This window comes from Hahella sp. CCB-MM4 (assembly GCF_002260525.1).
GTDB lineage: Bacteria > Pseudomonadota > Gammaproteobacteria > Pseudomonadales > Oleiphilaceae > Hahella.
On sequence record NZ_MRYI01000020.1, the window covers coordinates 51,945 to 75,867 of the forward strand.

Sequence of the window (23,923 nt, forward strand, 5' to 3'; positions counted from 1 at the left end):
GTCAGCAGACTCAGGCTTGGCAGATAACCCGAGTTCAACCCAGTTAACCGAGTTCAGCCCAGTAGAAAAGAGAATTCAGATGGAAGGAGATTATCTATCCAAGCTTGCGTAATAATTGGGGATGGTATGAGGGATTGCAAGAAAGTCTAAATGACAATGTTTTAACCAATATCAGGCCAAGAGCCAGGCCCAATACGCCTATCAGGGCAACGACAGGGTCAGGAAAAGAGAATATTGCTTCGGCAGCACCGGCACATACAATCATGGCCAGAAGCGGCAAGAGATAGGCAAGAATGGAGGCTTTCAAAAGCGCTTCTTCAGCGATTCCCACCAGAACCCGATCTCCCACATTCACATCCAGAGTTCTGCTCACCTTTACCTGACTGGACCTGCCACTTGAGACAGAGTTCAGCATCTTCTGGCCGCACCCTTTACTGGCAGAGCATGACTGACAGGCAGACTCACGCATGGTATTAATCCATGCGTAATCCCCGTCAATAGCAACAACTTTGCCCTGCTCTTCTATCATGATGACGACTTCAGTGATTTCATATGCATATTGTCCGCGACTTTCTTAACGGTCTCAATAGGCACTTCGCCAACCACGGTGACGACATAGCGTTCATTCTCAATATCCAGGTACCGGGAATAAGCTGACGTAGCCCCCATTTTTGATGCCCCTTCCGGCATTCCGGCATCGGCCATAGGCTCTACAAAAACACTGAATAGAGTGAGGCCGTCGGTATACACGCGACTACGGCTTTTTTCCGGCATGATGTGATTTGTTTTAGATACATAAGGTGCCGGAGAAAAACCATCCGGCAGCCAACCCGGCTCCCAGGCATGAGGAATCGGTTTTTCCACGGCCTCTTGATGCCGGGTCAATTCGCCAGGCTTCAGCTCAATAAATTCCTTTTCACTGATATCCCCACCAATACTTAGCTCAGTAAACTGGAAGCGCTCGAGTACCTCGCCTTTCTTCCCGGTCAGCATTGACTTGACCAATAGCCCCGTACGTTTCTCCAGCCAAAGCAGATAACTGTAGCGGAAAGCATCTTTAGCCATCAGAGCCACTTTTACCACCTCATGGCCGGCAAGACGCTCAGCTCCGGCAACAGAGATGCTGTACACGGATGCTAAAGGGGCTATATCACCGGTGATACCAGCAGCAAATGGACTGGATGGCAGAGCCTGTTCAAGCTCAACCTGCTCATTACCCGGAAAAATACAAACCACATGTTCGCCGTTACGTACAATTTCCCTCGGTTCTCCATCCAGGGCAACAAGCCGCTCCTGTTCAAGCCCGTTCTTGAGCCGGTGTGCCACCCGCATACTACTCATTTCATCGCCGCGGCTATACACGAAGGTGCCAGTGTAGGATTCATTCTTCCGGGCCTCCACCATCATAGCCAGCCAATCAGCAGGATCCTGGGACCCCATGGCATGGCTTGGCACACTTATCACCCACAACAGCATTACCGAAAACATCAAACGTATCATTGACTGCTGAATCTCTCGATCATATATCCTGGTCAACATGCCAACCAATTCCTGGTTCACCCCTGATTTCATCCCGAATACTATTTATCCCCGGTCGACACTTCTTCGGTGACAGACGCGTCACCACTGGAATCAACCTCTGATTTATCCGCCGCCACGGCTTCTGGATTTTCCAGAACCGGTTCATAACTGGTCAGACGAGCATAAGGCACAATACTTCTGCCACCGTTAAGGGCCGCGTTGCCTGCGTGCTTCATGAGATATGCATTAAGACGCTGCTCATGCTCCTCTGAAAATTCGACGACATCTCCCCCGGCACTTGAAGCCACTTCAGTTCCGGCATTCTGAGGAGTACTCTGTTCCACTATCTGCGGCTGCTGTACGGTATTGCCCTGCAGATCAATAGTCTGCACGGAGAACACCACAGCAAATGCCACCGACGCGGCAATTGCAGCGCCTCCCCACCAGGGAAAACGACTTGAGGTAGCAGCAGACTTGACTGGTTCTTCACCATTCGCCTGATTTGCAGACTCTACAGCCTCGCTCTCGGGAGTGGCACCATCGGCTATCCCCAATTCCTCATCCAGGCGACTGGCAATACCTTCACGCAAATCGATATGCGCCCAGGCTGATTCTTCTTCACTCATACCAGCCCGGATCTGATGATAACGACACCAGACTTCCATGACTTCATCATCATGAGCCTGGGCCAGTATACGCCTCAACTCAAGATCATCAGCTTCATTGTCCAGCAATGCTGACAAAGATTCTTTCGTTCTCTCATTCATATCTTTCACCTCAAAATTCTGAAGCCTCGCTCTTGCTCGACAGACTCCAAAACTTTCTTTAATTACCCACTCGCACCTTAATACCGTATCCCCTTAACCTACTCGCACCTTGTTATCCAACAGTGGAGCTATATGTGTATCGACCGCGTCCCTGGCCCGAAATATCCTTGAACGCACAGTCCCCACCGGACATTGCATGATATCGGCAATTTCCTCGTAACTGAGCCCGTCAAACTCCCTCAATGTCAGCGCTGACTTCAGATCTTCCGGCAGATTTTCGATGGCCTTATAAATTGCCGACTGCAACTGATCACGGTGCAATTGCTGTTCTGGCGATTCAATGTCTTTCAACCCGGCAGCACTTTCATAAAATATGGCATCCTCCACCTCAACATCGGTCCCGGGAGGACGGCGTCCACGCGACACCAGGTAATTTTTTGCCGCATTAATCGCAATTCGGTACAGCCAGGTATAGAACTGGCTGTCACCACGAAATGACGCGATGGCCCGATACGCCTTGATAAATGCCTCTTGCGCCACATCCGCCACTTCAGCAGTATCGTGGATATATCGACTGATAATCGCCATGACCTTGCTTTGATACTTTACCACCAGCATATCGAAGGCCCGGCGATCACCTCGCTGAACACGCTCTACCAACTGCTGGTCCAGAGATTTTCCAGAGACGCTGCTTGCTTCCAATGTTTGTCTACACTCCAATGATCGCCGCTGATCCGAAATAGATTCGACAAGCTGTATCGACATAAGTTCCCGCCATGTTTATTTTTTCAGATTCACTGAAGATATAGACATTCGGCGGTCCAGATAGTTCACTGATAGTCAAAGTGTTAGTATAGATCCCCTTTCTCCCGGAGAGTTAACGATTGTCCATGAGCCCCAGTTTTGAACATGATGTATTGATTATCGGCAGTGGTGCTGCCGGACTGGCTGTAGCCCTCAACTTACCTGACTCCCTGCGCGTGGCGGTTTTATCCAAAACCACGCTGCAGAGCGGTTCCACACTGTGGGCCCAGGGAGGTATTGCCGCGGTATATGACGACCAGGATAGTGTTGAATCACACATACAGGACACCCTGAATGCCGGTGCGGGACTCTGCCACGAGGACGCGGTCAGGTTTACCGTGGAAAATGGCCGTTCAGCCATTGAATGGCTCATCAGCCAAGGGGTTCAATTTGATACTGAAGATCCCGGCTCGACGACCCATAACTTCCACTTGACCCAGGAAGGGGGACATAGTCACCGCCGCATTCTTCATGCTGCCGATGCTACGGGACAGGCACTCTCCGGATCACTGACCGACCGGGCTTTGGAAAAGTCCAACATCCAGATTTTCGAGCACCGCGTGGGCATCGATCTGATCACCCATCGCAAGCTATTTATGCCGGGCAATCGCTGTGTCGGCGCTTATGTCCTGAACAATTTGACCGGCCATGTGGAATTATTCCGGGCTCGATTTGTCGTTCTCGCGACAGGCGGCGCCAGTAAGGTTTACCTGTATACCAGCAACCCGGACGTTGCCACAGGCGACGGCATTGCCATGGCATGGCGCGCCGGATGCCGGGTGGGCAATATGGAGTTCAATCAATTCCATCCCACCTGCCTTTATCATCCTCAGGCAAAATCATTCCTGATAACCGAAGCTGTCCGCGGTGAAGGCGGCAAGCTCCTGCTACCCAATGGCAAACGGTTTATGGACCGCTTCAGCGACAAAGCGGAACTTGCTCCCCGGGATGTTGTGGCTCGGGCCATCGACCACGAGATGAAGCGCTTGGGTGCCGACTGCCTGTACCTGGACATTTCCCACCGGGATTCAGACTTTATCAAAAGCCACTTCCCCACCGTGTATGACCGCTGCCTGAAATACGGCATTGATATCACCCGGGATCCCATCCCAGTGGTACCGGCAGCTCACTATACCTGCGGAGGAGTGGTGACGGATCACAACAGCCATACCGATATCAATTCCCTATATGCCGTCGGTGAAACCGCCTTTACCGGACTGCATGGCGCCAACCGCATGGCGAGCAATTCACTGCTGGAGTGCTTGGTGTTTGGTCGGGCCTGTGCAGACGATATTGTCCGCCGACTGGATTATTCTCCACCACCGCCTGACGCTCCTTCCTGGGATGAAAGCCAGGTCACTGATTCCGATGAGGATGTGGTGATCTCCCATAACTGGGACGAGCTGAGGCGTTTCATGTGGGACTATGTGGGGATTGTCCGCACGGATAAACGCCTGCAACGCGCAAAACACCGCGTAGATCTCCTGCATCAGGAAATCCGTGAATACTACAGCAACTATAAAGTCAGCAATGACCTGCTGGAATTGCGAAATCTGGTCACCGTAGCGGATCTAATCATCTGTTCTGCCATACAGCGCCAGGAGAGTCGGGGCCTGCATTACACCCTGGATTACCCCAAACCTGTTGAAAAGCCTGAAGACACCCTTTTGGTGCCAGTCAATTTTTCTTCAGAGAGCTGGTAGAAAAAACAGAGCAAGAGAGCGAAAAAAGAGAACCGGGCCACAGCGAATAAGAAAAGATTTTCAGTCGGAACGATCCGTTGACTGGCTTTCTTTACTCTATGCGGCCTAAAAGCCATGGAGGATTCGCCATCACGCGGTTACAATACGCGGCTTGGTTCATAACTTCACATTTTGGTTCACTACCCATATATGCCGCTCAAATATAAAGCACCTCGCTAGCCCCAACGATAGTGGGTGCAAATAAAAGCGGCGAGAGCAAGTATGAGTATCCTGGGCGGGTAACCATAAGTGAGCAAGAATAGTGGGAACAGGTAAGAGGTACACATGAGTTCTCAGGCTGATATTAATAAACTGTTCTGGCACAGCCGTAGAGGCATGCTGGAGCTGGACGTTCTACTGGTTCCGTTTCTAAAGGAAGCCTACTCCGACCTGCCAGACGAAGATAAGCAGCGGTATGAGCGCCTGCTTGAATGCGAAGATACCGACATGTTCCAGTGGTTTATGCAAAAATCTGTTCCTGAAGATCCAGATCTGGCACGTATCGTTAAAATCATTCTCGACCGTGTTCAGCCCAAATACGATTAATGTCAGGCCCTCCCTGACCATCAGTCTGCTACTGAGCATTTTATTTGCCAGTCTCTGCACGATCCTGCACATCGCCAATATTCCCCCGTTGTGGTTATTGCCGATGGTTGGTGCGATGGCCTTGCACTGGCTCTATGCTATTGGACAGCATGGACTGCTTCTTTGGCCGAACAGTGTTACCAACGTCAAGCTGACTCTGGATTCAAACGGCGAAGTCGTATGCAAAATCCGGTATAAACGAGGTAACTGGGTACCGGTATCGCTGGATGGCGACTCTCTTGTCACCGCGCCCCTGACGATTCTATCCGCCAGCCCCGCTATCGATCAGTCAACAAAGCCAGGGATTGACAGTCAGGAATCCTGGTTAAAAATTCTATTCGGAAACCTCTACAAATTCCGGCGCCAGCTCATCATACTGACCCGCGATAACTGCGACCAAGACACTTACCGGCGCTTAAGAGTACTTCTGCGTATGGCTCCCATGAGCTCAACCACCTCCTGACAGCCGGATTAAAACAAATTACACTCAGCATTTAATCATCAGCCGGACGGCTGCAACCCGTTTCAACTCCCTCTATGCATTAACCGCGATTACATGGAGAACTTAATGCCGGTCACCCATTTTTGGAATGCCATCAACGAGATCTGGAATTCAAATGAAAGCAACCAGAACGGCCCTACACTGTACCCACTGAGAAGCTATCGACTGATTTCCATCACCGGCCCCGATGCGGAAAAATTCATGCAGGGACAATTTACCTGCGACATGGCACTCATCACCGAAAAGCACTCCTCTCTGGGTGCCTGCTGCAACAACAAAGGTCGCATGATTGCCCAGTTTCGCCTGGTGAGAGTCGAATCACAGAGCTTCTTGTTACGCTGCCCGGAAGACATTGCAGATGCCTTGCTTCAGCATCTAAGCAAATACAAAGTATTTTATAAATGCGAAATGACGCCACTGGATGATTACGGAGTTCTGGGAATCTGCGGGGATGAAGACATCATTAGCCAGTTGTTTGGACAGACGCCAACAGAGGTCAACGCAACCGCTCGCAGCAAACAGATGACGATGATCAGAGTTCCCGGCGACCAGCCCCGTTTTGAAATATTCGCAAGTTCTGAAGCCATTTCACAGCAGTTTCCCTCTCTCCTGGCAAACAGCTGCCTGGCCGATGAAACAGAATGGCAGTTACAGGACATCAGAGCCGGTGTAGGAGAAGTCTTTCCCACCACCCAGGAAGAGTTCATCCCGCAGATGATGAACCTCCAGAGTCTTGGTGGAATCAGCTTCAAAAAAGGCTGCTATACCGGACAGGAAATTGTGGCCAGAATGCAGTATCTGGGAAAACTTAAAAAGCGGATGTATTTGCTTGCCATCGACAACGCCCAGGGAGACATCGGCACCAACATCACTGGAGATAACGACCGGGTGATCGGCTCTATTGTGCGAGTGGCGACCAACACTTCGGATCAACAGCTGGCTTTGGCTGTTCTGGATAACGCCAGCGTTGATGCAGGCAGTCCTCTAAAATTGGAAAATCAGCCAGACTCTCATTGCCACGTACACGAGCTGCCCTACGAGGTTGAGCAGAGCGGAAGTGCTCGTCCTTCACGGTAACAAAACTCCAACGATTTGGACTTTCGGGTTTCGGGTTTATTTTGCAAAATCTGCTATAACTATGTTGGTAAAGGCAATTTCCCGGCAATCTGCCTCAGTGGCACAAATCCGGTCAACGGAGAAATAACGGGAATGAGCCTCAAATACTTAGTTTACTGATTTAACTGGGTTTATTGATTTAACTGATTTTTTCCTCAGCAGTCAGATATTCGCGGAAAACTCGATGCCCGAACTAGAAAGCAAGATCAAAAAAGATATCGTTGACGCGATTAACAGCGATAAATTAGTGCTCCCCACCCTGCCCGAAGTTGCCCTGCAAGTCAGGGAGGTGGCAGAAAACCCTGACTCCTCGGTCCAGGATCTGGCGAGCGTGCTCAGCAACGACGCCGCCATGACCGCCAGAATCATCCGGGTATGCAATAGCCCTCTGTTGCGCGGTTCAAGAGAAATCTCCAACCTGCAGATGGCGGTAGGCCGCCTGGGTATGGCTTACACTGCCAATCTGGCAACAGGTCTGGCGATGGAGCAAATGTTCCAGGCCACATCTGAAATGATCGACAAACGCATGCGGGCGGTCTGGCAAAACAGTATGGAAGTGGCCGGAATATGTCACGTCCTGGCCCAGCACTACACAAAACTGAAACCCGATCAGGCGACACTCGCCGGCCTTATCCATCAGATCGGCACCTTACCTGTGCTCGCCTATATTGAAGAAAACGATATCCAGATTAACAACATTATCCTGGATAATCTGATTGATGGCATGGCCCCCGCCATTGGCAGCTATATTCTGAAAAAATGGGATTTCAGCAAAGAACTCCAGATCGTTCCCAAGGAACACTGCAACTTCAAACGCGAAGTGCCGGAAGTGGATCTGGCCGACGTCGTCATGGTAGCCAGATTACAAAGTCTGATCGGAACAGATCATCCGTATACCAAACTGGACTGGACTCAAATCAGTGCGTTTAACCGCCTGGGTCTGGATCCGGAAGTGGACATGAACGAAGCCGAAGACTTGAGCGAAGAAATGGAAGCCGCCATGTCTCTGCTATCATCCCAGTAACCGGCAAGCTAAAGAAAATCGAAAAACCAAAGGTGATTCGGAATTTAAAAGGAGGTCAAACGACCTCCTTTTTCTTTGTCTTATCCAGCAAACCATGCTCATCCAGCATATCCTTGGGAGGCAGGCGCCAGTCGATGGCTTTTTCCTGATGATCCTTCAGATAAGCATTAGCGGCGGAGAAGTGCCGACATCCCATAAACCCTCTATGGGCGGACAACGGAGATGGATGGACAGATTCCAGCACGAGATGTTTCTGCCGATCAATAAATGCACCCTTGCGCTGTGCGTAACTCCCCCAGAGCATGAAGACCACATTCTCACGCTCCTCATTAACGAGCTGGATAACCCTGTCCGTAAATTTCTCCCATCCACGCCCCTGGTGTGATGCAGCCTGGGCCTGCTCCACAGTTAACACGCTATTCAGGAGTAACACTCCCTGCTGCGTCCAATAACCCAGACAGCCATGTTCAGGCATGCTCACGCCGAGATCCTGGTGGATTTCCTTAAAAATATTTACCAGTGAAGGAGGCGGCTTTACCCCAGGCAGTACGGAGAAACATAATCCATGCGCCTGCCCGGGACCATGGTAGGGGTCCTGCCCCAGGATCACGACCTTCACCTGATCAAAGGCCGTGCTATTGAGGGCATTGAAGCAATTCTCAAGGCTTGGGTATATCACTTTTCCAGCCGCCTCTTCCTGAGACAAAAAAGCTTCCAACTGCTGCATATAAGGCATACTGAACTGATCAGCAAGCCGGGCATCCCACCCTGTTCCTGGTTTTAACGCATTCTGTAAAAACGACATATCTGAACCCTTCTGACGCTTTAAGCCAACCTTCCTCGAACTCCCTATCTCACAAACTCACCCTTAAACTCCCTGGGGACGCATATGCGGGAATAGAATGACATCGCGGATGGAGGGAGAATCTGTCAGCAACATGACCAGCCGGTCAATCCCAATCCCCTCACCTGCCGTTGGCGGCATCCCATGCTCAAGCGCCACGATATAGTCTTCATCAAAGAACATTGCCTCGTCGTCTCCCGCCTCTTTTTCTTCCACCTGCTTGCGGAAGCGCTCGGCCTGATCTTCAGGGTCGTTCAATTCAGAGAAGCCGTTGGCAATTTCGCGGCCGCCCACAAAAAATTCAAAGCGATCCGTCACAAATGGGTTATCGTCGTTACGGCGCGCCAGAGGAGAAACCTCAGTGGGATATTCAGTGATAAACGTCGGCTGCATCAAACGATGCTCAGCGGTTTTCTCGAAAATCTCAATCTGGATCTTGCCGAGACCCCAGGTCTCTTTCAATGGAATCCCCAGACCTGAAGCGATCGCTTTAGCCCCCTCCAGATCATTCAGTTCTTCCGCTTTGATGTCAGCGTTAAAATGCAGAATCGACTCCAACACGGTCATACGCTGGAATGGCTGTCCGAAGTCATAAATAGTCTCTTCAATAACTTCGCCGTCTTCATTGCGCTTGGTATTCCGAACTTGCGTAGTACCCAGCACTTCCTGAGCCACCCAACGCAGCATCTCTTCCGTTAGATCCATCAGATCCTTGTAATCTGCATAGGCCTGATAGAATTCGATCATGGTGAACTCTGGATTGTGACGGGTAGACAAGCCTTCGTTACGGAAGTTACGGTTGATCTCGAATACCCGTTCAAAACCGCCCACGACCAGGCGCTTCAGGTAAAGCTCCGGAGCAATCCGCAGGAACATTTCAATATCCAGGGCATTGTGATAGGTCTCAAACGGCTTGGCAGTAGCACCGCCTGGGATCACCTGAAGCATGGGAGTTTCCACTTCCATGAAATCACGCTTGGACATGAAATACCGAACTGCTTCAATGATTTTCGAGCGAATTCTGAATGTCTCACGGGTGTCCTCATTGGCCACCAGATCCAGGTAGCGCTGGCGATAGCGCACTTCTGTATCAGACAGCCCTTTGAATTTGTCCGGCAGCGGACGCAGAGCCTTTACCAGCAGACGTGGGGTTTCCATATCGATGTACAGATCCCCTTTCCCGGATTTATGCAAAACACCTTCGGCGGCCACGATATCCCCAAAATCCCAGGACTTGACCATCTCTTTTTGCTCAGGTGACAACGTTTTGTTGTTCACGTAAAACTGAATACGTCCGGTAGAGTCCTGAATCACGATAAAAGGACCACGCTTGGTCATAATGCGACCGGCAACCTTCGCGCGAATACCCATACCTTCCAGGGCTTCCTTGTCTTCTTCCCCATAACGGGCCTGCAGGTCGGCGCAATTGGCATCTCGACGGAAATCATTCGGGAATGCCTGTCCCTGTTCGCGAATCTTACTCAGTTTGGCACGTCGCTCCGCGATCAGTTTATTTTCTTCAGGTGCCGAAGTTTGATTGTCAGTCATGATTACCCTATTCCACTTTTATTCCTGGCATCTGGCGAGTAAACGCATCATGCCAAGTGATTTCATTGCTAATTCGTTACTGATTCTCATCGCTACTATTAAGTTTAAGTAGCCACTTAATTCCGTCAGGACCGGCAACCTCCTGCTCGAACAGGCATATGCCGCCGATCTCTGTGAGCATTTACAGGCCTTGCTTCAGACTCGCTTCGATAAAGTCATCCAGATCACCATCCAATACTGTCTGGCAGGATGAAGTTTCTACGTTTGTCCGCAAATCCTTGATTCTAGACTGATCCAGAACATATGAACGGATCTGGCTGCCCCAACCGATATCTGACTTGCTATCTTCCACCGCCTGGGCCTCACTGTTCCGTTTTTGCAGTTCCAGCTCATACAGCTTTGCTTTCAACTGCTTCATACACTGATCTTTGTTCTTGTGCTGGGAACGGTCGTTCTGGCACTGCACCACGGTATTGGTCGGCAAGTGAGTAATCCGTACCGCAGACTCCGTCCGGTTAACGTGCTGACCACCAGCCCCGGATGCCCGGTAGACGTCGATGCGAAGATCTGCCGGATTGATTTCAATATCAATATTGTCGTCAATTTCCGGGGAAACAAAGACCGATGCAAAAGAGGTATGACGACGGTTGCCCGAGTCAAACGGTGATTTCCTTACAAGGCGATGTACGCCCGTTTCGGTACGCAGCCAGCCATAGGCATATTCACCCTGGAAATGTATGGTGGCACTCTTAATACCTGCCACTTCACCAGGAGATGCTTCAATAAGCTCTGTTTTAAAGCCGCGACGCTCGCCCCAACGCAGGTACATCCGCAGGATCATGTTAGCCCAGTCTTGGGCTTCTGTTCCGCCGGAGCCGGCCTGAATATCAAGATAGGCATTGTTGGGATCCATTTCCCCGGCAAACATACGACGGAATTCCAGCTCTTCCACCCGGGTAGTCAAGCTGTCCAGCTCACCCTCAATTTCCGAGACTGCATCAGCATCCTGCTCTTCCACTGCCATATCCAGCAGTTCCCTGGCATCCGCCAGACCGCTGGTGACCGTTTCACAGGTTTCGACGACCGCTTCCAGAGACGATCTTTCACGCCCCAGGCCCTGGGCACGATCTGGATCATTCCATACGTTGGGATCTTCAAGTTCCCGGGTTACTTCGACCAGACGTTCTTTCTTGACGTCGTAGTCAAAGATACCTCCGTAAGGATTCAGTACGCTCACTGAGGTCTTTAATTCGGTTTACAATCGGGGCGACTTCTAACATGAACAGGGCATCTCCGCGCTTATTCGATAACGATGGATCAAAATGTGGGCGGCTATTGTAAAGGAAGTTGTGAATGAGTTGTAGCGGGAGGATGAACACGGCAGTCATTTGAGCTATCAACAACACCGGCGCTCACCCTGAGCTTATCAAGGAGACAACAAGGAGCAGAGTTAGGAATCGAAATAATCCCGCATTTCCTCGTCAATTTCCTGACGTAGCGACATTAACTTGAGAGCATAATCCCGTAGCTGGATTTCTTCCTCAGTGCGTGGAGACCACTCCGGAACGCCGACGGGCTTGGAGTCCCGATCCACCGCAACAAAGATCATCACACAGTGCGTGGCTTTTTTTCGTTCCTGTTCAATCGGATCACGGCAATACACATCAATGGCCAGATGCATACTGGTTCGTCCGGTATAGATGACCCTGGCTTCTACCTCTACCACCATGCCGATGTGTATCGGGCATATAAACCGGATTCCGCCAACATAGGCTGTCACACAATAACGACCACTCCAGCTTGAAGCGCAGGCATATCCGGCCAGGTCAATCCATTTCATGACCACTCCACCATGAACCTTCCCGCCAAAATTCACATCCGTTGGCTCCGCAAGAAATCGGAGGGTCAGGCGATGCTTGTCATTTTTATCATTGGATCCGTGGGCAGTTGACATGGGGACTCCAGGCTCAGCGTAGGTCTTCGTTACCAATTGTGGGTCTTGGTTACCAATATACAGTACCACCATTTAACCACCCATATATCTCTCCCTCCATTGGCGAAAGGGTTTAAGTGATTTCACTAAGCTCGCGTCTCTTCCGGCCCCCTTCTCCACTATTTCAAAAATTTTTCCCTGCTGGTGTCACATCTCCCTCCTCTAAACCGTCTTATCTGCAACCACTGAATTTCATAGAAAGCAGATGGCTTAATCAAACCAAAACGATGAACGAGGTATCATATGAACGAAATCAGATTCGATTACAGAAAAGAAAACCCTGCAGCGTTTGAAGCATTGATACAAGTAGAAGAGGCGATTGCAAATTCCTCACTGCCCGCAAAGCTTAAACATCTGATTAAGCTCCGGGTTTCACAGATCAATGGATGTGAATTCTGTATCGATATGCACCTGAAAGAAGCGCGCAAGGATGGCGAGAGCCAGGATCGTCTGGATAAACTGGTGGTTTGGTCGGAAGTGGGTCTTTTTTCCAGCAGCGAAAAAGCGGCTTTGGAATGGGCCGAAGCGCTGACCACCAGAGGAAGCGCCAGCGATCTGGACAGCATATATTACAAGCTGGCAGAGCAGTTTGATGCCAACCAGATTGCCAATCTGTCACTGGCTATCGCCATGATCAACCAATGGAACAGACTGCAGATTTCATGCGCGCACAAACGCTTCTAAGCGCTTAGGCCTCTATGTTTTAGGCCTCCAGGCTCCCCTTTCGGGGAGCCTGTCTATCTTCAAATCCGAACGATTTTCTCAGGAACCGACTTCAGAAGCACCGGAATCGGAGGCAGTCCCAGTGGCTGTAATGTGAAGACGCTTTGGCTCATTTGGCATCAGAGTATTCAGAATAATTGCCGTCAACCCACTGACCGTGATGGCAGAACCAAATATGTTCTGAACTATTTTGGGCATTTCCTTTAACACATCCGGCACTGTTGCCACTCCCAACCCCAAACCGAATGAAACCGCCATGATCAACATGGTCCGGCGATCAAGGTCCAGGGTAGCCAGAATTCTGATTCCCGCAGCCGCGACTGTTCCAAACATCACCAATGTTGCACCACCAAGAACGGGCTTGGGCAATTGCTGAAAAACGCCACCTATGATCGGAAATAAACCTAACACCACCAGAATTCCCGCTATCCAAAACGCCACATAACGACTGGCGATCCCGGTTAATTGAATAACACCATTATTCTGACTGAAAGTAGTATTGGGGAACGTATTGAATATGGCAGCAATCATGGAATTGATACCATCTCCCAGCACACCACCTTTGATACGGGAACGATAGAGATCACCGTCAATGGGCTGCTGAGATACCATGGAGGTGGCAGTCAAATCCCCCGACGATTCAATAGCCGTAATCAGGTAGATCAGTGCTACAGGAATAAAAGCTTCTATATCAAACGAAAATCCATATTTGAAGGGTAAAGGTATTGCCAGCCAATCCATCGAGCTGACTTTTGAAAAATCGACTTTCCCCAGAACTGATGCGGCAATAAATCCCAGAATCAGCCCAAAGAATATGGCACCTGAGCGAACATAAGCATTACGACTCTGGTTCAAGACAATAATCACAGTCAGCACTCCGAAACCAAGCGCCAGATTCTGTAAGCTGCCAAAATCGGGAGCTTTAAATCCTCCCGCCAGATCCGTCATTCCCACCTTGATCAGAGACAGCCCGATGGTAGTGATCACAATTCCCGTCACCAGCGGATTGATAAATGTCCTAAGCCGGTCCAGGAACTGACTCAGGAATATTTCAATAAAAGCCCCAAAAAAGCAGACACCAAATATCAGACTAAGAATTTCTTCCGGTCCACCTCCCCGCCCTTTGGCGATAAAGCCGGCGGCCAACACTGAACTGAGAAATGCAAAGCTCGTCCCCTGCAATGCCACCAATCCAGACCCTACAGGCCCGAACTTTCGGGCCTGGATAAAGGTTCCAACCCCAGACACAATCAGAGACATACTGATCAGATAGGGCACTTCACTCCCCAAGCCAAGAACGCCACCAATAATCAGCGTGGGAGTGATAATCCCTACAAAACTGGCTAGCACGTGTTGCAGGGCCGCCAATACTGCGGCAGGTATAGGGGGCTTATCGTCCAGCTTATAAAGAAGCTCTGATTGTGGAAGTTCTGATTCTTGTTGTGGTTCGGCCATGACAATTCTCCAGAGCATTAGCGCTATCTATTTTTTAATCAATTGTTAGAACTAATCAACCCAAGCAAATATTTGACCAAATGGTTAACTTTCATTTTCCTTTGTAGTTTTCGTGAGGCTGGGACAATAAATCTTCTGTCGATAAAGTGAGTCAGGCACCAAATTTGTGCCTGGCTGGAAGGTCTGCGCTATGAGCAGGCATAGAAAACTATTGGGAATAGTCTATTACTTGAAACGACTTAACCAGAGATTGATGATGGCGAGCAGCAGAATCACAACAAACACCACAGCTAATCCTGACCATTTGATCAGCGTCGCATAACCTGCGATATCAGCAACCCAGTCCAATCTCACAGGCCAAGCCGAAAACACCTTACTTAACAGTACGTTTTCTGCAAAGTCAGCAACCATAGGCAGAAACGGCAACAATCGAAGATATTGAATTCGATCTTTTCCAGAACTGAGAGGCTTGATCACATACGTCAGCAGCAGGCTGAGAGACACTGAATAATAGACAGGATAAATAACGTCTACTGTCACCGCTCCGAGCATATAACTCTGCCGGGCCGCTTCGCTGTATTCGGCCAATATCCGATAAACCACATCCGCGTTATAGAAAAAGTAGGTATCCAGAATCGGCGCGCCATCGGTATCGACGACAGCCGGAAGTAACAGCAGGGGGAAAACTGGATAAAGAATTGTCAGAGCAATCAGGACTTTTTTGGTGGCCAACTGATCTTGGATTTTTAATATCCGATATAGAAGGCTCCAGAGAAGACGTTTCCGAGTACCAACAGGCATTTACCTTTAATCTCTACAATAAGCGATAAGAAAACATATCATAATCAGCGACTCTGCCGAAATATCACACGAATTATTGACCAACCTCACTCTCGACTCGGAAAAAGCCCTCAACGCCAGTCTTGTACTCAATGCGACTTAAAATACTCATCCCATTTCGCCTCCGCCTCATCACCAAAAAGAATCCTGCAAGCCTCCTTTAAACCAGGAGCAGCCTCCACGATTTCGTTTCTGACGACTAGCGATATCTTCGAGCGGCGGCGGAGGAAATCTTCCAGTTTGGTGACCATTTCCCGCCTGGCGGCGAGCTCAATTTCACAGCGCAAATACTCGGCGTTTTCAATCAGTAAGTCAGCCTTAGTCGGATCGGCGCGAATTTGGTCAAGCAGATGAAAGGCGTGAGCACCATAGCGGCGCCATAGGCGGGTCGAAAGTTGTTCTGAGGAACTGGGAGACGTGTGTTCATTCAAACCCATTAGAGCAGCCTGATGAAAAAATTCATCACGCGTGGTATCAGAAGGCTCTCCGTACCAAATCTTTTCCGGATACGGAATGGGAATACCAAGCTTGGCAACATGGTCACAGATCTCATCCCCCACATTGATACAGTCCGTCAGCTTACCTCCATAGATACTGATATGGCGACTTTCCTTATCAACATCGATGGCATGTTTGCGGGATAATTGCAGCCAATCGGTAGACTCCCCTTCACCACCACCAACCACCAAGGGCCTCACACCACAACGCTCAGCCACGATATCGGACTCTGTCAGAGGCTTGGGAAGGTTGAGCCGGGCGTTAATATTTTCCAGAATGAAATGCCGGTCTTCATCTGTTACATGACTGTAGGGGGATTCCATTCGGGTATCTGTCGTACCTATACAGGTTTTTGGCCCCATGGGGATAACAAAGAACAGCCGCCCGTCATCGGCAAAGAACGTCAAAACACGTTTATTCGGAGTCAGGCGGTCGACAATCAGGTGGACCCCCTTGGAAAATACATGCCGGTGGCTAGTGGTTTGCCCCATCATCTTATTGTGCTCATCAACGAAAGGACCACAGGCATTGATTAGAACTTTTGCCTGGATCGTCAACGGCTCTTGCGTCAATGTATCCCTGGCTTCAATCGACCAGAGACCGCCAAACCTTTTTCCTCCGAGAGACTCTACATAATTCGCTGCCACGCATTCGCAGTCCATTGCAGAGCGAATAAAGTTAAATACGAAACGGGCATCATTATCATGAAGATAAGCATCTGAATATTCGAAGCCTCCTGTGGCCCCCTCAGTATTAACGATACTTTCTTCCTGGCGAATTCGACCTGGAGACATATATCTTGGGAACCGGGTAAAGCCGTTTCCCATAAACCAGTAAAGTACGGCTCCCAGATATAGAAACCAGGGGGGATAACGAAACCCTTTTTTAATCGTGGTAAAGAAACGAATTTCCTGAACGGTAGAGGGATAGCTGCGCATCAATCGGTTTCGAGACATACATAGCTTACGCACCAGCCCAAACTCATATGTTTCCATATACTTAATCCCCCCCCAAGCTAAATTGGAGGAGTGCTGGCTGGTAAAACCGGCAAAGTCTCGTTTATCAATCAGGGCGACTTTTAAGCCTCTGGCAGACAATGCAGCAGCGGAAACGGCACCATTAATTCCACCGCCAAGCACCAGGACATCAAAAATCTGGTGTTGCAGTTTCTGAATATTATTCTTGCGTAATTCCATTCAACCCTCCTGCATCCACTTGTTAAGTGTAGACGAGGAATGCCGGAGGGATAAATTTGGGGTTTGCCTAACTAACTGAAGAGGGGTAGGAAATTGGGCAGTGCCGCTTAAAGATATAGGGCACTGCCACTATTTGATCAATCGAATGACCACTGACCAGAGCGTGGAGCTATCTTAACTTCGTTCATTAGGGCCTGCTTCTCACCAGCCTCTAATAGATTAATATTGAACCAGACTGTAACGCCGCCGCCATTACTTTCCTGAGTCATTGCGAATCTATAAGGTAGAATGGTCGCCTTACCGTCTTTCAATTCTACCGGTATTCCTAATGGGTAACCTTCGCCCATGGCACTGTGAGCACGCCAACCCGAAGTTCCGACCCACTCCATGCGGGATAGCTCGTATTCCCCTGGTTCCAAACCTACAACCTCAAAGGATGAGGAGTCGCTAGCTAAACCGACTTTTTCTACATCAACCATATTGCCATTCTCATCTTCCTTTGAAATAACAACAATATAGCGTCTTACCCACTGCTCTAATGATTCATTATGATGAACCTTGGGAATCACCAAGACAGCAGAATTTGAGGTGTTTGCCGGAAACTCCTTTGTCGCACATCCTGCAAACCCGATGACAACGAACAAAAGAAGAAATCTGATAGACATATCCCTAATCACTTTACGACTCCTTAAAAAACTTAAATACATGACAAACTTTCAGGGCGGGAGATTATGCCTGATCACACAGGCTCTGAATAGTCCACCAGTAGCTGCAGATTGGACTCACCTCGGAAGTGATTAACGTCGAGCTTGTACACCAAATGAACCCTGCTCCATTGGTCATAATCGACACCAGGATCAACATTGAATTGAATCCCATCAACCAATCGCCCGGTTCGAGGTTCCGACAGCGTCAACTTCAGGTGATGTCCACCCACAATCCGCCAACTTGCCACTTCAAACTCACCATCAAAAATTGGCTCCGGAAATGCCTGCCCCCAGGGGCCGGCCGTGCGCAATTGCTGCGCGGATTCCAGACTAAGCTCATCGGGCGCCAGTTCACCATCAGTTAAAATGGTGGCCTGAAGATCATCTTCTGTCAGCGTATTCCCAACCTCTGCAGCAAATGCCTCTGCAAATAAGGGAAACTTTTCCGACTTTAGCGACAAACCCGCCGCCATGGCATGTCCACCGAACTTGTTCAATAAATCCGGGTGTTTCTTGGCAATGGCATCAAGACAGTCCCGAATATGCAATCCAGGGATAGAACGGGCAGAACCTTTGATTTCATCCGTTTCGGTGGCGGCAAATGCAATCACAGGACGGTGAAGCCTATCCTTGATTCTTGACGCCAAAATACCAATCACTCCCTGATGCCAGGACTCCTCATACAGACACACTCCTGGTGGCATATCCGTCCCTAGCTCCCCTAGTCCGGACAGAATTGTCAAAGCCTGTTCCTGCATGTCTTTTTCGATGGCCTTACGCGCATGATTCAGTCCATCCAGCTCCTGCGCCATTGCACGGGCTTCCACCATACTATCGGTCAGGAGACATTCAATACCAAGACTCATATCTTCCAGTCGTCCGGCAGCGTTTAATCTTGGAGCGACAGCAAACCCCAAGTCAGATGCAACCAGATTGGCAGGCTGGCGATTCGCCACTTCAAGCAATGCAAGAACACCCGGCCTGCAACGGCCTGCACGAATTCGCTTAATCCCCTGATCCACCAGAATACGGTTGTTACCATCAAGCGACACAACATCCGCCACAGTCCCTAACGCGACAAGGTCCAATAATTCCGCAAGATTTGGCTCTGACAATCCAGAACGTGAAAACCAATGGTTCTCACGCAGCAGCCGACGAACAGCAAGCATCACATAGAATATGACACCAACACCCGCCACTGCTTTGCTGGGAAAACTGCACCCTGGCTGATTGGGATTCACAATGGCATCGGCCTCAGGCAGTTCATCGCCGGCCAAATGATGATCCGTCACTACAACCTTCCAGCCCAGTTTCTTGGCAGCTGCAACTCCCTCCAAACTGGAGATGCCGTTGTCCACAGTCACAAGAACATCAGGGTTTCGCGAGGCAGCAACTTCTACAATCTCCGGTGTCAGGCCATATCCATACTCAAACCGGTTTGGAACAATGTAGTCTACCGACCGTGCTCCCAACATCTGTAAGGCCAGTATCCCGACAGAAGTACTGGTTGCACCGTCAGCATCGAAATCGCCGACAAACAAAATACGTTGCTGCTGACACACCGCCTCTGCAAGGATCGCGGCGGCTTCGTCCATACCTTTCAGGCGTTCGGGCGGTATTAAACGATTCAGGCTGTAATCACAGTCTGATGATGACACTATCCCCCTCGCAGAGTATATGCGTCGGATAAGAGGGGGCAGTGAGTCTTCCTGAGGAGAGTTCGGCGCCGGCACAGGCCGACGCACGATCTTCTTTTTGAGTGTGGATGTAGTGGTTTGCGACATGCCGAATTAGATCAGGTCAGATGCTCCTGCACAAAACTTTGTATTGCCTGCAAATCATTCTCGATAACCGTAAAGCGTTCCTCGCGCTCAAACAGGTCAGCCATGTGATGTGGCAACTGAGGCTCAACATCCACCCCCGCTTTTTTCACCGCTTCCGGAAACTTGGCGGCATGTGCAGTTGCCAGAGTTACCATCGGCACTTTGGCATCCCGACGACATGCGCGGGCTGCAGCAACCCCAATCGCCGTGTGAGGGTCCATGATCTCTTCTGTTTCATCAAACAATTGCTTGATCACCGCCAATGTTTCACTGTCGTCTACGCGGTGAGAATCAAACAACTCGCGGGCCTGTTTCCAGCGATAGTCTTCAATGGAAACATCCTCTGAGTTCATCCGAGTCATCAAGTCAGCAATGGCATTTCCATCCCGACCGAACAGATCAAACAACAAACGCTCAAAGTTTGAGGATACGACGATATCCATGCTTGGTGACAGGGAATGCTGCAGAGGATGCATCTGATAGAGATTCTGACTCATGAAGCGATGCAGAATATCGTTTTGGTTTGTGGCAATAACCAGTTGATTAACCGGCAGCCCCATATTGCGGGCCAAATAGCCGGCAAAAATATCGCCAAAGTTTCCGGTAGGCACGGAGAACGAAATACTGCGATGCGGCGCTCCCAGACTGATACCCGCATGGAAATAGTAGACGATCTGGGCCATGATACGCGCCCAGTTGATGGAGTTTACCGCCACCAACTGACGATCCTTAAGGAAAGATTGATCATTGAAGCTGGCTTTCACCATACGCTGACAATCGTCAAAATTCCCTTTAACGGCAAGATTATGAACGTTATCGCCCGGCGCAGTCGTCATTTGTCGACGCTGCACTTCCGATACCCTGTCATGAGGATGAAGGATAAAGATATCCACATGCTTGGAGTGTCGGCAACCTTCTATCGCGGCTGAGCCGGTATCGCCGGAGGTAGCGCCCAGAATTGCCACTTTCTGCTGGCGTTTTTCCAGGAAATGATCAACCAGACGACCAAGTAACTGTAGTGCATAGTCCTTGAACGCGATCGTCGGCCCATGGAAGAGCTCCATCACCCATTCATTTGACGCTATTTGCTTCAGGGGAGCACATGCTGTGTGGGCAAATTCTGCATAAGTTTCTTTAACTATTGCCGAAAACTCTTCTCGACTGATGCATCCTTCCACAAATGGATACATGATATTCACAGCCAATTCGTCATAAGACAAGCCATTCCAGGAAGCAATCTCCTCCATGGTGAACTTTGGCAAAAACTCAGGAACATACAATCCGCCGTCCGATGCAAGCCCGGTCAGCAGGACTTCTTCAAAGTTAAGGGCCGGCGCCTGGCCGCGGGTACTGATATATTTCACGATATTTACCTTTGAATCTCGCTTAGGCTGCCGGCTCTCCGACAGCCTTGATTATTCAGATAATTCCAGACCTGATCTTTCCACGTCAGGGTTCAGTTCAGCGTTGCTACCCTGATACGCATAACTTCACCCTTCACTTCGGACAGAGCTTCAATCGTCTCAATGGCATGGTTCATATTTTTTTCCTGAACCCTATGGGTCACCATGATCATCGGAATCAGACCATCATGCTGCTCGCTTTCTTTCTGGACGATTGACTCGATGTTGATGCCATGTTCACTGAGAATCTGTGCGACTTTCGCCAACACGCCAGGATGGTCCTCCACCAGAATCCGCAAATAGTAAGCACTGACCACCTCTTCCATCTCCACAACCAAGAGATCTTTGAGTTGGTCATCGCTATGCCCCAAAGAGGGAACGCCTACATTTGCACCCTGCTTGGATGCCCTTGCGATATCTACCAGATCCGCAATAACAGCAGAAGCTGTAGCTTCTGCACCAGCACCTGCTCCGTAATAAAGTGTCTGACCGACTGCATCACCATCAATGACAACGGCATTCATAACACCATCCACCTTGGCGATCAGCTGGTTTTCAGGAATCAAAGTGGGGTGAACACGCAATTCAACTCCGGACTCCAACCTGCGGGCAATCCCCAAATGCTTTATGCGATATCCAAACTCTTCCGCATACTGCACGTCTTCTGGAGCAACCTTACTGATGCCCTCGGTATAGGCTCTATCGAACTGGAGAGGAATACCAAAAGCCACCGATGCCAGGATCGTGAGCTTATGGGCAGCATCGATACCTTCCACATCGAAGGTAGGGTCAGCTTCAGCGTAACCAAGCGCCTGAGCTTCCTTTAACACATCCTCAAAGGCTCGGCCTTTATCGCGCATTTCCGTCAGAATAAAGTTTCCGGTGCCGTTGATAATACCTGCCAGCCAGTTGATTTCATTTGCTGCAAGGCCTTCACGTAATGCTTTTATTACCGGAATGCCTCCAGCCACTGCAGCCTCAAAGGCCACCGTAACACCTTTTTCCTTGGCCAAAGCAAAGATTTCATTACCATGCTCAGCAATAAGTGCTTTATTTGCAGTCACTACATGCTTGCCGTTATTAATGGCTTTGAGAATTAAATCCCTCGCAATCGTCGTTCCTCCCAACAACTCTACGACGACTTCCACTTCAGGATTTTCCGCCACAGCAAAAATATCGGAAGTAAACGAGGTTTGCCCCAGTTCGCATGCAGGGTTGGGACGTCTGGATCCGACCTGAACAATTTCAATAGGCATTCCGCAACGGGCAGCAATTTCGCTTCCATTACGAGTCAGAACATTAAAAGTTCCACTACCTACAGTGCCCAGACCGCACAGACCAATTTTCATTTCTCATCTCCACAAATACAGCAGTTCGCTTGAAAATGCTCCGCTAACACGAAGCCATTGTGATTCTTATTCAGGTTTTCAGCCAGCAACCAAAGTAAATCAGTGAACTACTGACAAAAATGCCTTTATTCGCTAATCAGACCGTCTTTTCGGAACATAGACTTAATGCCCCTAATCGCTTGACGGGTTCGGTGCTCGTTCTCAATAAGAGCAAACCTCACATGATCATCACCATAATGACCAAACCCAATCCCCGGAGACACAGCAACTTTGGCCTCAATTAACAATTTCTTTGAGAACTCCAACGAACCCATTTCACGATATTGTTCGGGAATTTTGGCCCAGACAAACATGGTCGCCTTGGGAGGTGTTACCTGCCACCCTATCGAGTTCAACCCGCGGCACAGAGTATCTCTGCGTTGCTGGTACATATCCCGAATTTCTCCAACACATGATTGATCCCCCTCAAGAGCCGCAATAGCAGCAACCTGAATAGGAGTAAACGTACCGTAGTCGAGATATGACTTGATTCGAGCCAGCGCAGCAATCAGTTCGGGATTTCCACAGCAGAATCCAACCCGCCAGCCGGGCATATTGTAACTCTTGGACAAGGAAAAAAACTCGACTGCAACCTCTTTAGCACCTTCTACCTGCAAAATTGAAGGAGCTTCATAGCCGTCGAAGACAATGTCCGCATACGCGATATCCTGCACAACCCAGATTTTATGCTCGCGGGCAATCGCAACCACTTTTTCGAAAAAGTCCAGATCGACACATTGAGTAGTAGGATTTCCGGGAAAGTTCAAAACCAGCATTTTAGGTTTAGGCCACGACTGAACGATGGCCTTTTCAAGTTCCGCGAAGAAGTCTACATCTTCGTTCAGAGGTACATGGCGGATATCCGCACCAGAGATCACAAATCCATAGGGATGGATGGGATAGCTGGGATTAGGCACCAATACTGCGTCACCTGGGCCCATCGTAGCGAGCGCCAAGTGAGCCAAACCTTCTTTCGACCCTATTGTGACAATCGCTTCAGTTTCCGGATCCAAATCCACGTCATAACGCGTCTTATACCACTGCGTTATCGCCCGCCTTAACCTTGGAATCCCCTTTGACTGAGAGTATCTGTGGGTATCCCCTCTCTGAACGGTCTCAGCCAGTTTATCGACGATATGCTTTGGTGTGGGCTGATCTGGATTCCCCATCCCAAAGTCGATGATATCCTCTCCACGCGCTCGCGCCTGCTGCTTCAACCCCCCGATGACATTAAAGACGTAGGGAGGCAGGCGGCTTATGCGCGAGAATTCCATTATCGACTCCAAAAATTCAGTGTATGAGGGCGGAAGGCCATTGAGAACAGGGCAAGATACCTCCCCTTCTGCTGCCTGTCAATGTAGCGAGGGCACGCCCCGCAAGGCATTTACGGAAATCGAAGCTAGTAAGCCTCAAAATGACAGATGGCGAACTTCATTCAACCTGC

At 49.6% G+C, this 23,923-nt stretch carries 22 protein-coding genes; 6 read left to right on the top strand and 16 right to left on the bottom strand.

Features of this window, described 5'->3' with window-relative positions; genetic code table 11:
- Window positions 1-94: 94 nt before the first annotated feature.
- The 4 genes from BTA51_RS24925 to rpoE all read right to left on the bottom strand — a co-directional run bounded on the left by BTA51_RS24925 (window position 95) and on the right by rpoE (window position 2,990).
- On the bottom strand, window positions 95-529 hold the full coding sequence (locus BTA51_RS24925) for a SoxR reducing system RseC family protein (protein ID WP_094711802.1): 435 nt from the start codon (window positions 527-529) through the stop codon (window positions 95-97).
- Window positions 526-1,539: a MucB/RseB C-terminal domain-containing protein gene (locus BTA51_RS24930; protein WP_246841183.1), complete on the bottom strand. Its 1,014-nt coding sequence runs from the start codon at window positions 1,537-1,539 to the stop codon at window positions 526-528. Before BTA51_RS24930 ends, BTA51_RS24925 begins: the two co-directional genes overlap by 4 nt.
- Window positions 1,540-1,580: 41 nt before the next feature.
- A complete protein-coding gene (locus BTA51_RS24935; protein ID WP_094711803.1) occupies window positions 1,581-2,288 on the bottom strand; it encodes a sigma-E factor negative regulatory protein in 708 nt (235 codons plus the stop codon).
- 93 nt (window positions 2,289-2,381) lie between these two features.
- Window positions 2,382-2,990 carry an RNA polymerase sigma factor RpoE gene (rpoE, locus tag BTA51_RS24940; protein ID WP_246841184.1) on the bottom strand — a complete coding sequence of 203 codons (609 nt, stop codon included), beginning with the start codon at window positions 2,988-2,990 and terminating at the stop codon, window positions 2,382-2,384.
- Between the two features lie 188 nt (window positions 2,991-3,178).
- Between rpoE and nadB the strand changes: the two genes are divergently transcribed.
- From nadB to BTA51_RS24965, 5 genes are all read left to right on the top strand, one after another.
- A complete protein-coding gene (gene nadB / locus BTA51_RS24945) occupies window positions 3,179-4,795 on the top strand; it encodes an L-aspartate oxidase (protein WP_094711805.1) in 1,617 nt (538 codons plus the stop codon).
- Window positions 4,796-5,119: 324 nt separating this feature from the next.
- Window positions 5,120-5,380, top strand: a complete 261-nt coding sequence (locus BTA51_RS24950; protein WP_094711806.1) for a succinate dehydrogenase assembly factor 2 — start codon at window positions 5,120-5,122, stop codon at window positions 5,378-5,380.
- On the top strand, window positions 5,358-5,882 hold the full coding sequence (locus BTA51_RS24955; RefSeq protein WP_094711807.1) for a protein YgfX: 525 nt from the start codon (window positions 5,358-5,360) through the stop codon (window positions 5,880-5,882). The genes BTA51_RS24950 and BTA51_RS24955 overlap by 23 nt, the downstream gene beginning before the upstream one ends.
- A gap of 105 nt (window positions 5,883-5,987) precedes the next feature.
- On the top strand, window positions 5,988-6,998 hold the full coding sequence (locus BTA51_RS24960) for a folate-binding protein YgfZ (RefSeq protein WP_168188286.1): 1,011 nt from the start codon (window positions 5,988-5,990) through the stop codon (window positions 6,996-6,998).
- Window positions 6,999-7,221: 223 nt separating this feature from the next.
- Window positions 7,222-8,061 (top strand): HDOD domain-containing protein, encoded by an 840-nt coding sequence (locus BTA51_RS24965; RefSeq protein WP_094711809.1) that lies wholly within the window; start codon window positions 7,222-7,224, stop codon window positions 8,059-8,061.
- A gap of 55 nt (window positions 8,062-8,116) precedes the next feature.
- Here BTA51_RS24965 and ung read toward each other — a convergent pair whose 3' ends face one another.
- From ung to BTA51_RS24985, 4 genes are all read right to left on the bottom strand, one after another.
- Window positions 8,117-8,866 carry a uracil-DNA glycosylase gene (ung, locus tag BTA51_RS24970; protein ID WP_094711810.1) on the bottom strand — a complete coding sequence of 250 codons (750 nt, stop codon included), beginning with the start codon at window positions 8,864-8,866 and terminating at the stop codon, window positions 8,117-8,119.
- A 63-nt stretch (window positions 8,867-8,929) separates the two neighbouring features.
- A complete protein-coding gene (gene lysS, locus BTA51_RS24975; RefSeq protein ID WP_094711811.1) occupies window positions 8,930-10,453 on the bottom strand; it encodes a lysine--tRNA ligase in 1,524 nt (507 codons plus the stop codon).
- 181 nt (window positions 10,454-10,634) lie between these two features.
- A protein-coding gene (gene prfB, locus BTA51_RS24980; RefSeq protein ID WP_141215672.1) for a peptide chain release factor 2 occupies window positions 10,635-11,733 on the bottom strand; the annotation gives its coding sequence in 2 pieces (ribosomal slippage) (window positions 10,635-11,657 and window positions 11,659-11,733; 1,098 coding nt in all).
- A gap of 170 nt (window positions 11,734-11,903) precedes the next feature.
- Window positions 11,904-12,407 carry an acyl-CoA thioesterase gene (locus BTA51_RS24985; RefSeq protein ID WP_094711871.1) on the bottom strand — a complete coding sequence of 168 codons (504 nt, stop codon included), beginning with the start codon at window positions 12,405-12,407 and terminating at the stop codon, window positions 11,904-11,906.
- 282 nt (window positions 12,408-12,689) lie between these two features.
- Here BTA51_RS24985 and BTA51_RS24990 point away from each other — a divergent pair, with 282 nt between their 5' ends.
- Complete coding sequence (locus BTA51_RS24990) at window positions 12,690-13,130, top strand: carboxymuconolactone decarboxylase family protein (protein ID WP_094711813.1); 441 nt, start codon at window positions 12,690-12,692, stop codon at window positions 13,128-13,130.
- Between the two features lie 78 nt (window positions 13,131-13,208).
- Here the strand turns inward: BTA51_RS24990 and BTA51_RS24995 are convergent, their stop codons facing one another.
- From BTA51_RS24995 to alaC, 8 genes are all read right to left on the bottom strand, one after another.
- Window positions 13,209-14,624 carry a nucleobase:cation symporter-2 family protein gene (locus tag BTA51_RS24995; RefSeq protein ID WP_094711814.1) on the bottom strand — a complete coding sequence of 472 codons (1,416 nt, stop codon included), beginning with the start codon at window positions 14,622-14,624 and terminating at the stop codon, window positions 13,209-13,211.
- A 225-nt stretch (window positions 14,625-14,849) separates the two neighbouring features.
- Window positions 14,850-15,425, bottom strand: a complete 576-nt coding sequence (locus tag BTA51_RS25000; RefSeq protein WP_094711815.1) for a hypothetical protein — start codon at window positions 15,423-15,425, stop codon at window positions 14,850-14,852.
- Between the two features lie 128 nt (window positions 15,426-15,553).
- On the bottom strand, window positions 15,554-17,158 hold the full coding sequence (locus tag BTA51_RS25005; protein ID WP_094711816.1) for a glycerol-3-phosphate dehydrogenase/oxidase: 1,605 nt from the start codon (window positions 17,156-17,158) through the stop codon (window positions 15,554-15,556).
- A 137-nt stretch (window positions 17,159-17,295) separates the two neighbouring features.
- Complete coding sequence (locus BTA51_RS25010) at window positions 17,296-17,823, bottom strand: hypothetical protein (RefSeq protein ID WP_168188287.1); 528 nt, start codon at window positions 17,821-17,823, stop codon at window positions 17,296-17,298.
- Between the two features lie 74 nt (window positions 17,824-17,897).
- A complete protein-coding gene (gene recJ, locus BTA51_RS25015) occupies window positions 17,898-19,649 on the bottom strand; it encodes a single-stranded-DNA-specific exonuclease RecJ (RefSeq protein WP_094711818.1) in 1,752 nt (583 codons plus the stop codon).
- Window positions 19,650-19,660: 11 nt separating this feature from the next.
- On the bottom strand, window positions 19,661-21,052 hold the full coding sequence (gene thrC, locus BTA51_RS25020) for a threonine synthase (protein ID WP_094711819.1): 1,392 nt from the start codon (window positions 21,050-21,052) through the stop codon (window positions 19,661-19,663).
- A gap of 92 nt (window positions 21,053-21,144) precedes the next feature.
- Window positions 21,145-22,440, bottom strand: coding sequence for a homoserine dehydrogenase (locus BTA51_RS25025; protein ID WP_094711820.1), 1,296 nt, complete (start codon window positions 22,438-22,440; stop codon window positions 21,145-21,147).
- 125 nt (window positions 22,441-22,565) lie between these two features.
- Window positions 22,566-23,753 carry an alanine transaminase gene (gene alaC, locus BTA51_RS25030; protein ID WP_094711821.1) on the bottom strand — a complete coding sequence of 396 codons (1,188 nt, stop codon included), beginning with the start codon at window positions 23,751-23,753 and terminating at the stop codon, window positions 22,566-22,568.
- Between the last annotated feature and the right edge of the window lie 170 nt (window positions 23,754-23,923).

Coding starts and splice junctions, on each gene's coding strand:
- lysS (WP_094711811.1), bottom strand. CDS start 10,453: ATGACTGACAATCAAACTTCGGCACCTGAAGAAAATAAACTGATCGCG.
- nadB (WP_094711805.1), top strand. CDS start 3,179: ATGAGCCCCAGTTTTGAACATGATGTATTGATTATCGGCAGTGGTGCT.
- recJ (WP_094711818.1), bottom strand. CDS start 19,649: ATGTCGCAAACCACTACATCCACACTCAAAAAGAAGATCGTGCGTCGG.
- BTA51_RS25025 (WP_094711820.1), bottom strand. CDS start 22,440: ATGAAAATTGGTCTGTGCGGTCTGGGCACTGTAGGTAGTGGAACTTTT.
- BTA51_RS25005 (WP_094711816.1), bottom strand. CDS start 17,158: ATGGAATTACGCAAGAATAATATTCAGAAACTGCAACACCAGATTTTT.
- BTA51_RS24925 (WP_094711802.1), bottom strand. CDS start 529: ATGATAGAAGAGCAGGGCAAAGTTGTTGCTATTGACGGGGATTACGCA.
- alaC (WP_094711821.1), bottom strand. CDS start 23,753: ATGGAATTCTCGCGCATAAGCCGCCTGCCTCCCTACGTCTTTAATGTC.
- BTA51_RS24995 (WP_094711814.1), bottom strand. CDS start 14,624: ATGGCCGAACCACAACAAGAATCAGAACTTCCACAATCAGAGCTTCTT.
- ung (WP_094711810.1), bottom strand. CDS start 8,866: ATGTCGTTTTTACAGAATGCGTTAAAACCAGGAACAGGGTGGGATGCC.
- BTA51_RS24950 (WP_094711806.1), top strand. CDS start 5,120: ATGAGTTCTCAGGCTGATATTAATAAACTGTTCTGGCACAGCCGTAGA.
- BTA51_RS24990 (WP_094711813.1), top strand. CDS start 12,690: ATGAACGAAATCAGATTCGATTACAGAAAAGAAAACCCTGCAGCGTTT.
- BTA51_RS24960 (WP_168188286.1), top strand. CDS start 5,988: ATGCCGGTCACCCATTTTTGGAATGCCATCAACGAGATCTGGAATTCA.
- BTA51_RS24930 (WP_246841183.1), bottom strand. CDS start 1,539: ATGTTGACCAGGATATATGATCGAGAGATTCAGCAGTCAATGATACGT.
- BTA51_RS25010 (WP_168188287.1), bottom strand. CDS start 17,823: ATGTCTATCAGATTTCTTCTTTTGTTCGTTGTCATCGGGTTTGCAGGA.
- BTA51_RS24985 (WP_094711871.1), bottom strand. CDS start 12,407: ATGTCAACTGCCCACGGATCCAATGATAAAAATGACAAGCATCGCCTG.
- BTA51_RS25000 (WP_094711815.1), bottom strand. CDS start 15,425: ATGCCTGTTGGTACTCGGAAACGTCTTCTCTGGAGCCTTCTATATCGG.
- BTA51_RS24965 (WP_094711809.1), top strand. CDS start 7,222: ATGCCCGAACTAGAAAGCAAGATCAAAAAAGATATCGTTGACGCGATT.
- BTA51_RS24935 (WP_094711803.1), bottom strand. CDS start 2,288: ATGAATGAGAGAACGAAAGAATCTTTGTCAGCATTGCTGGACAATGAA.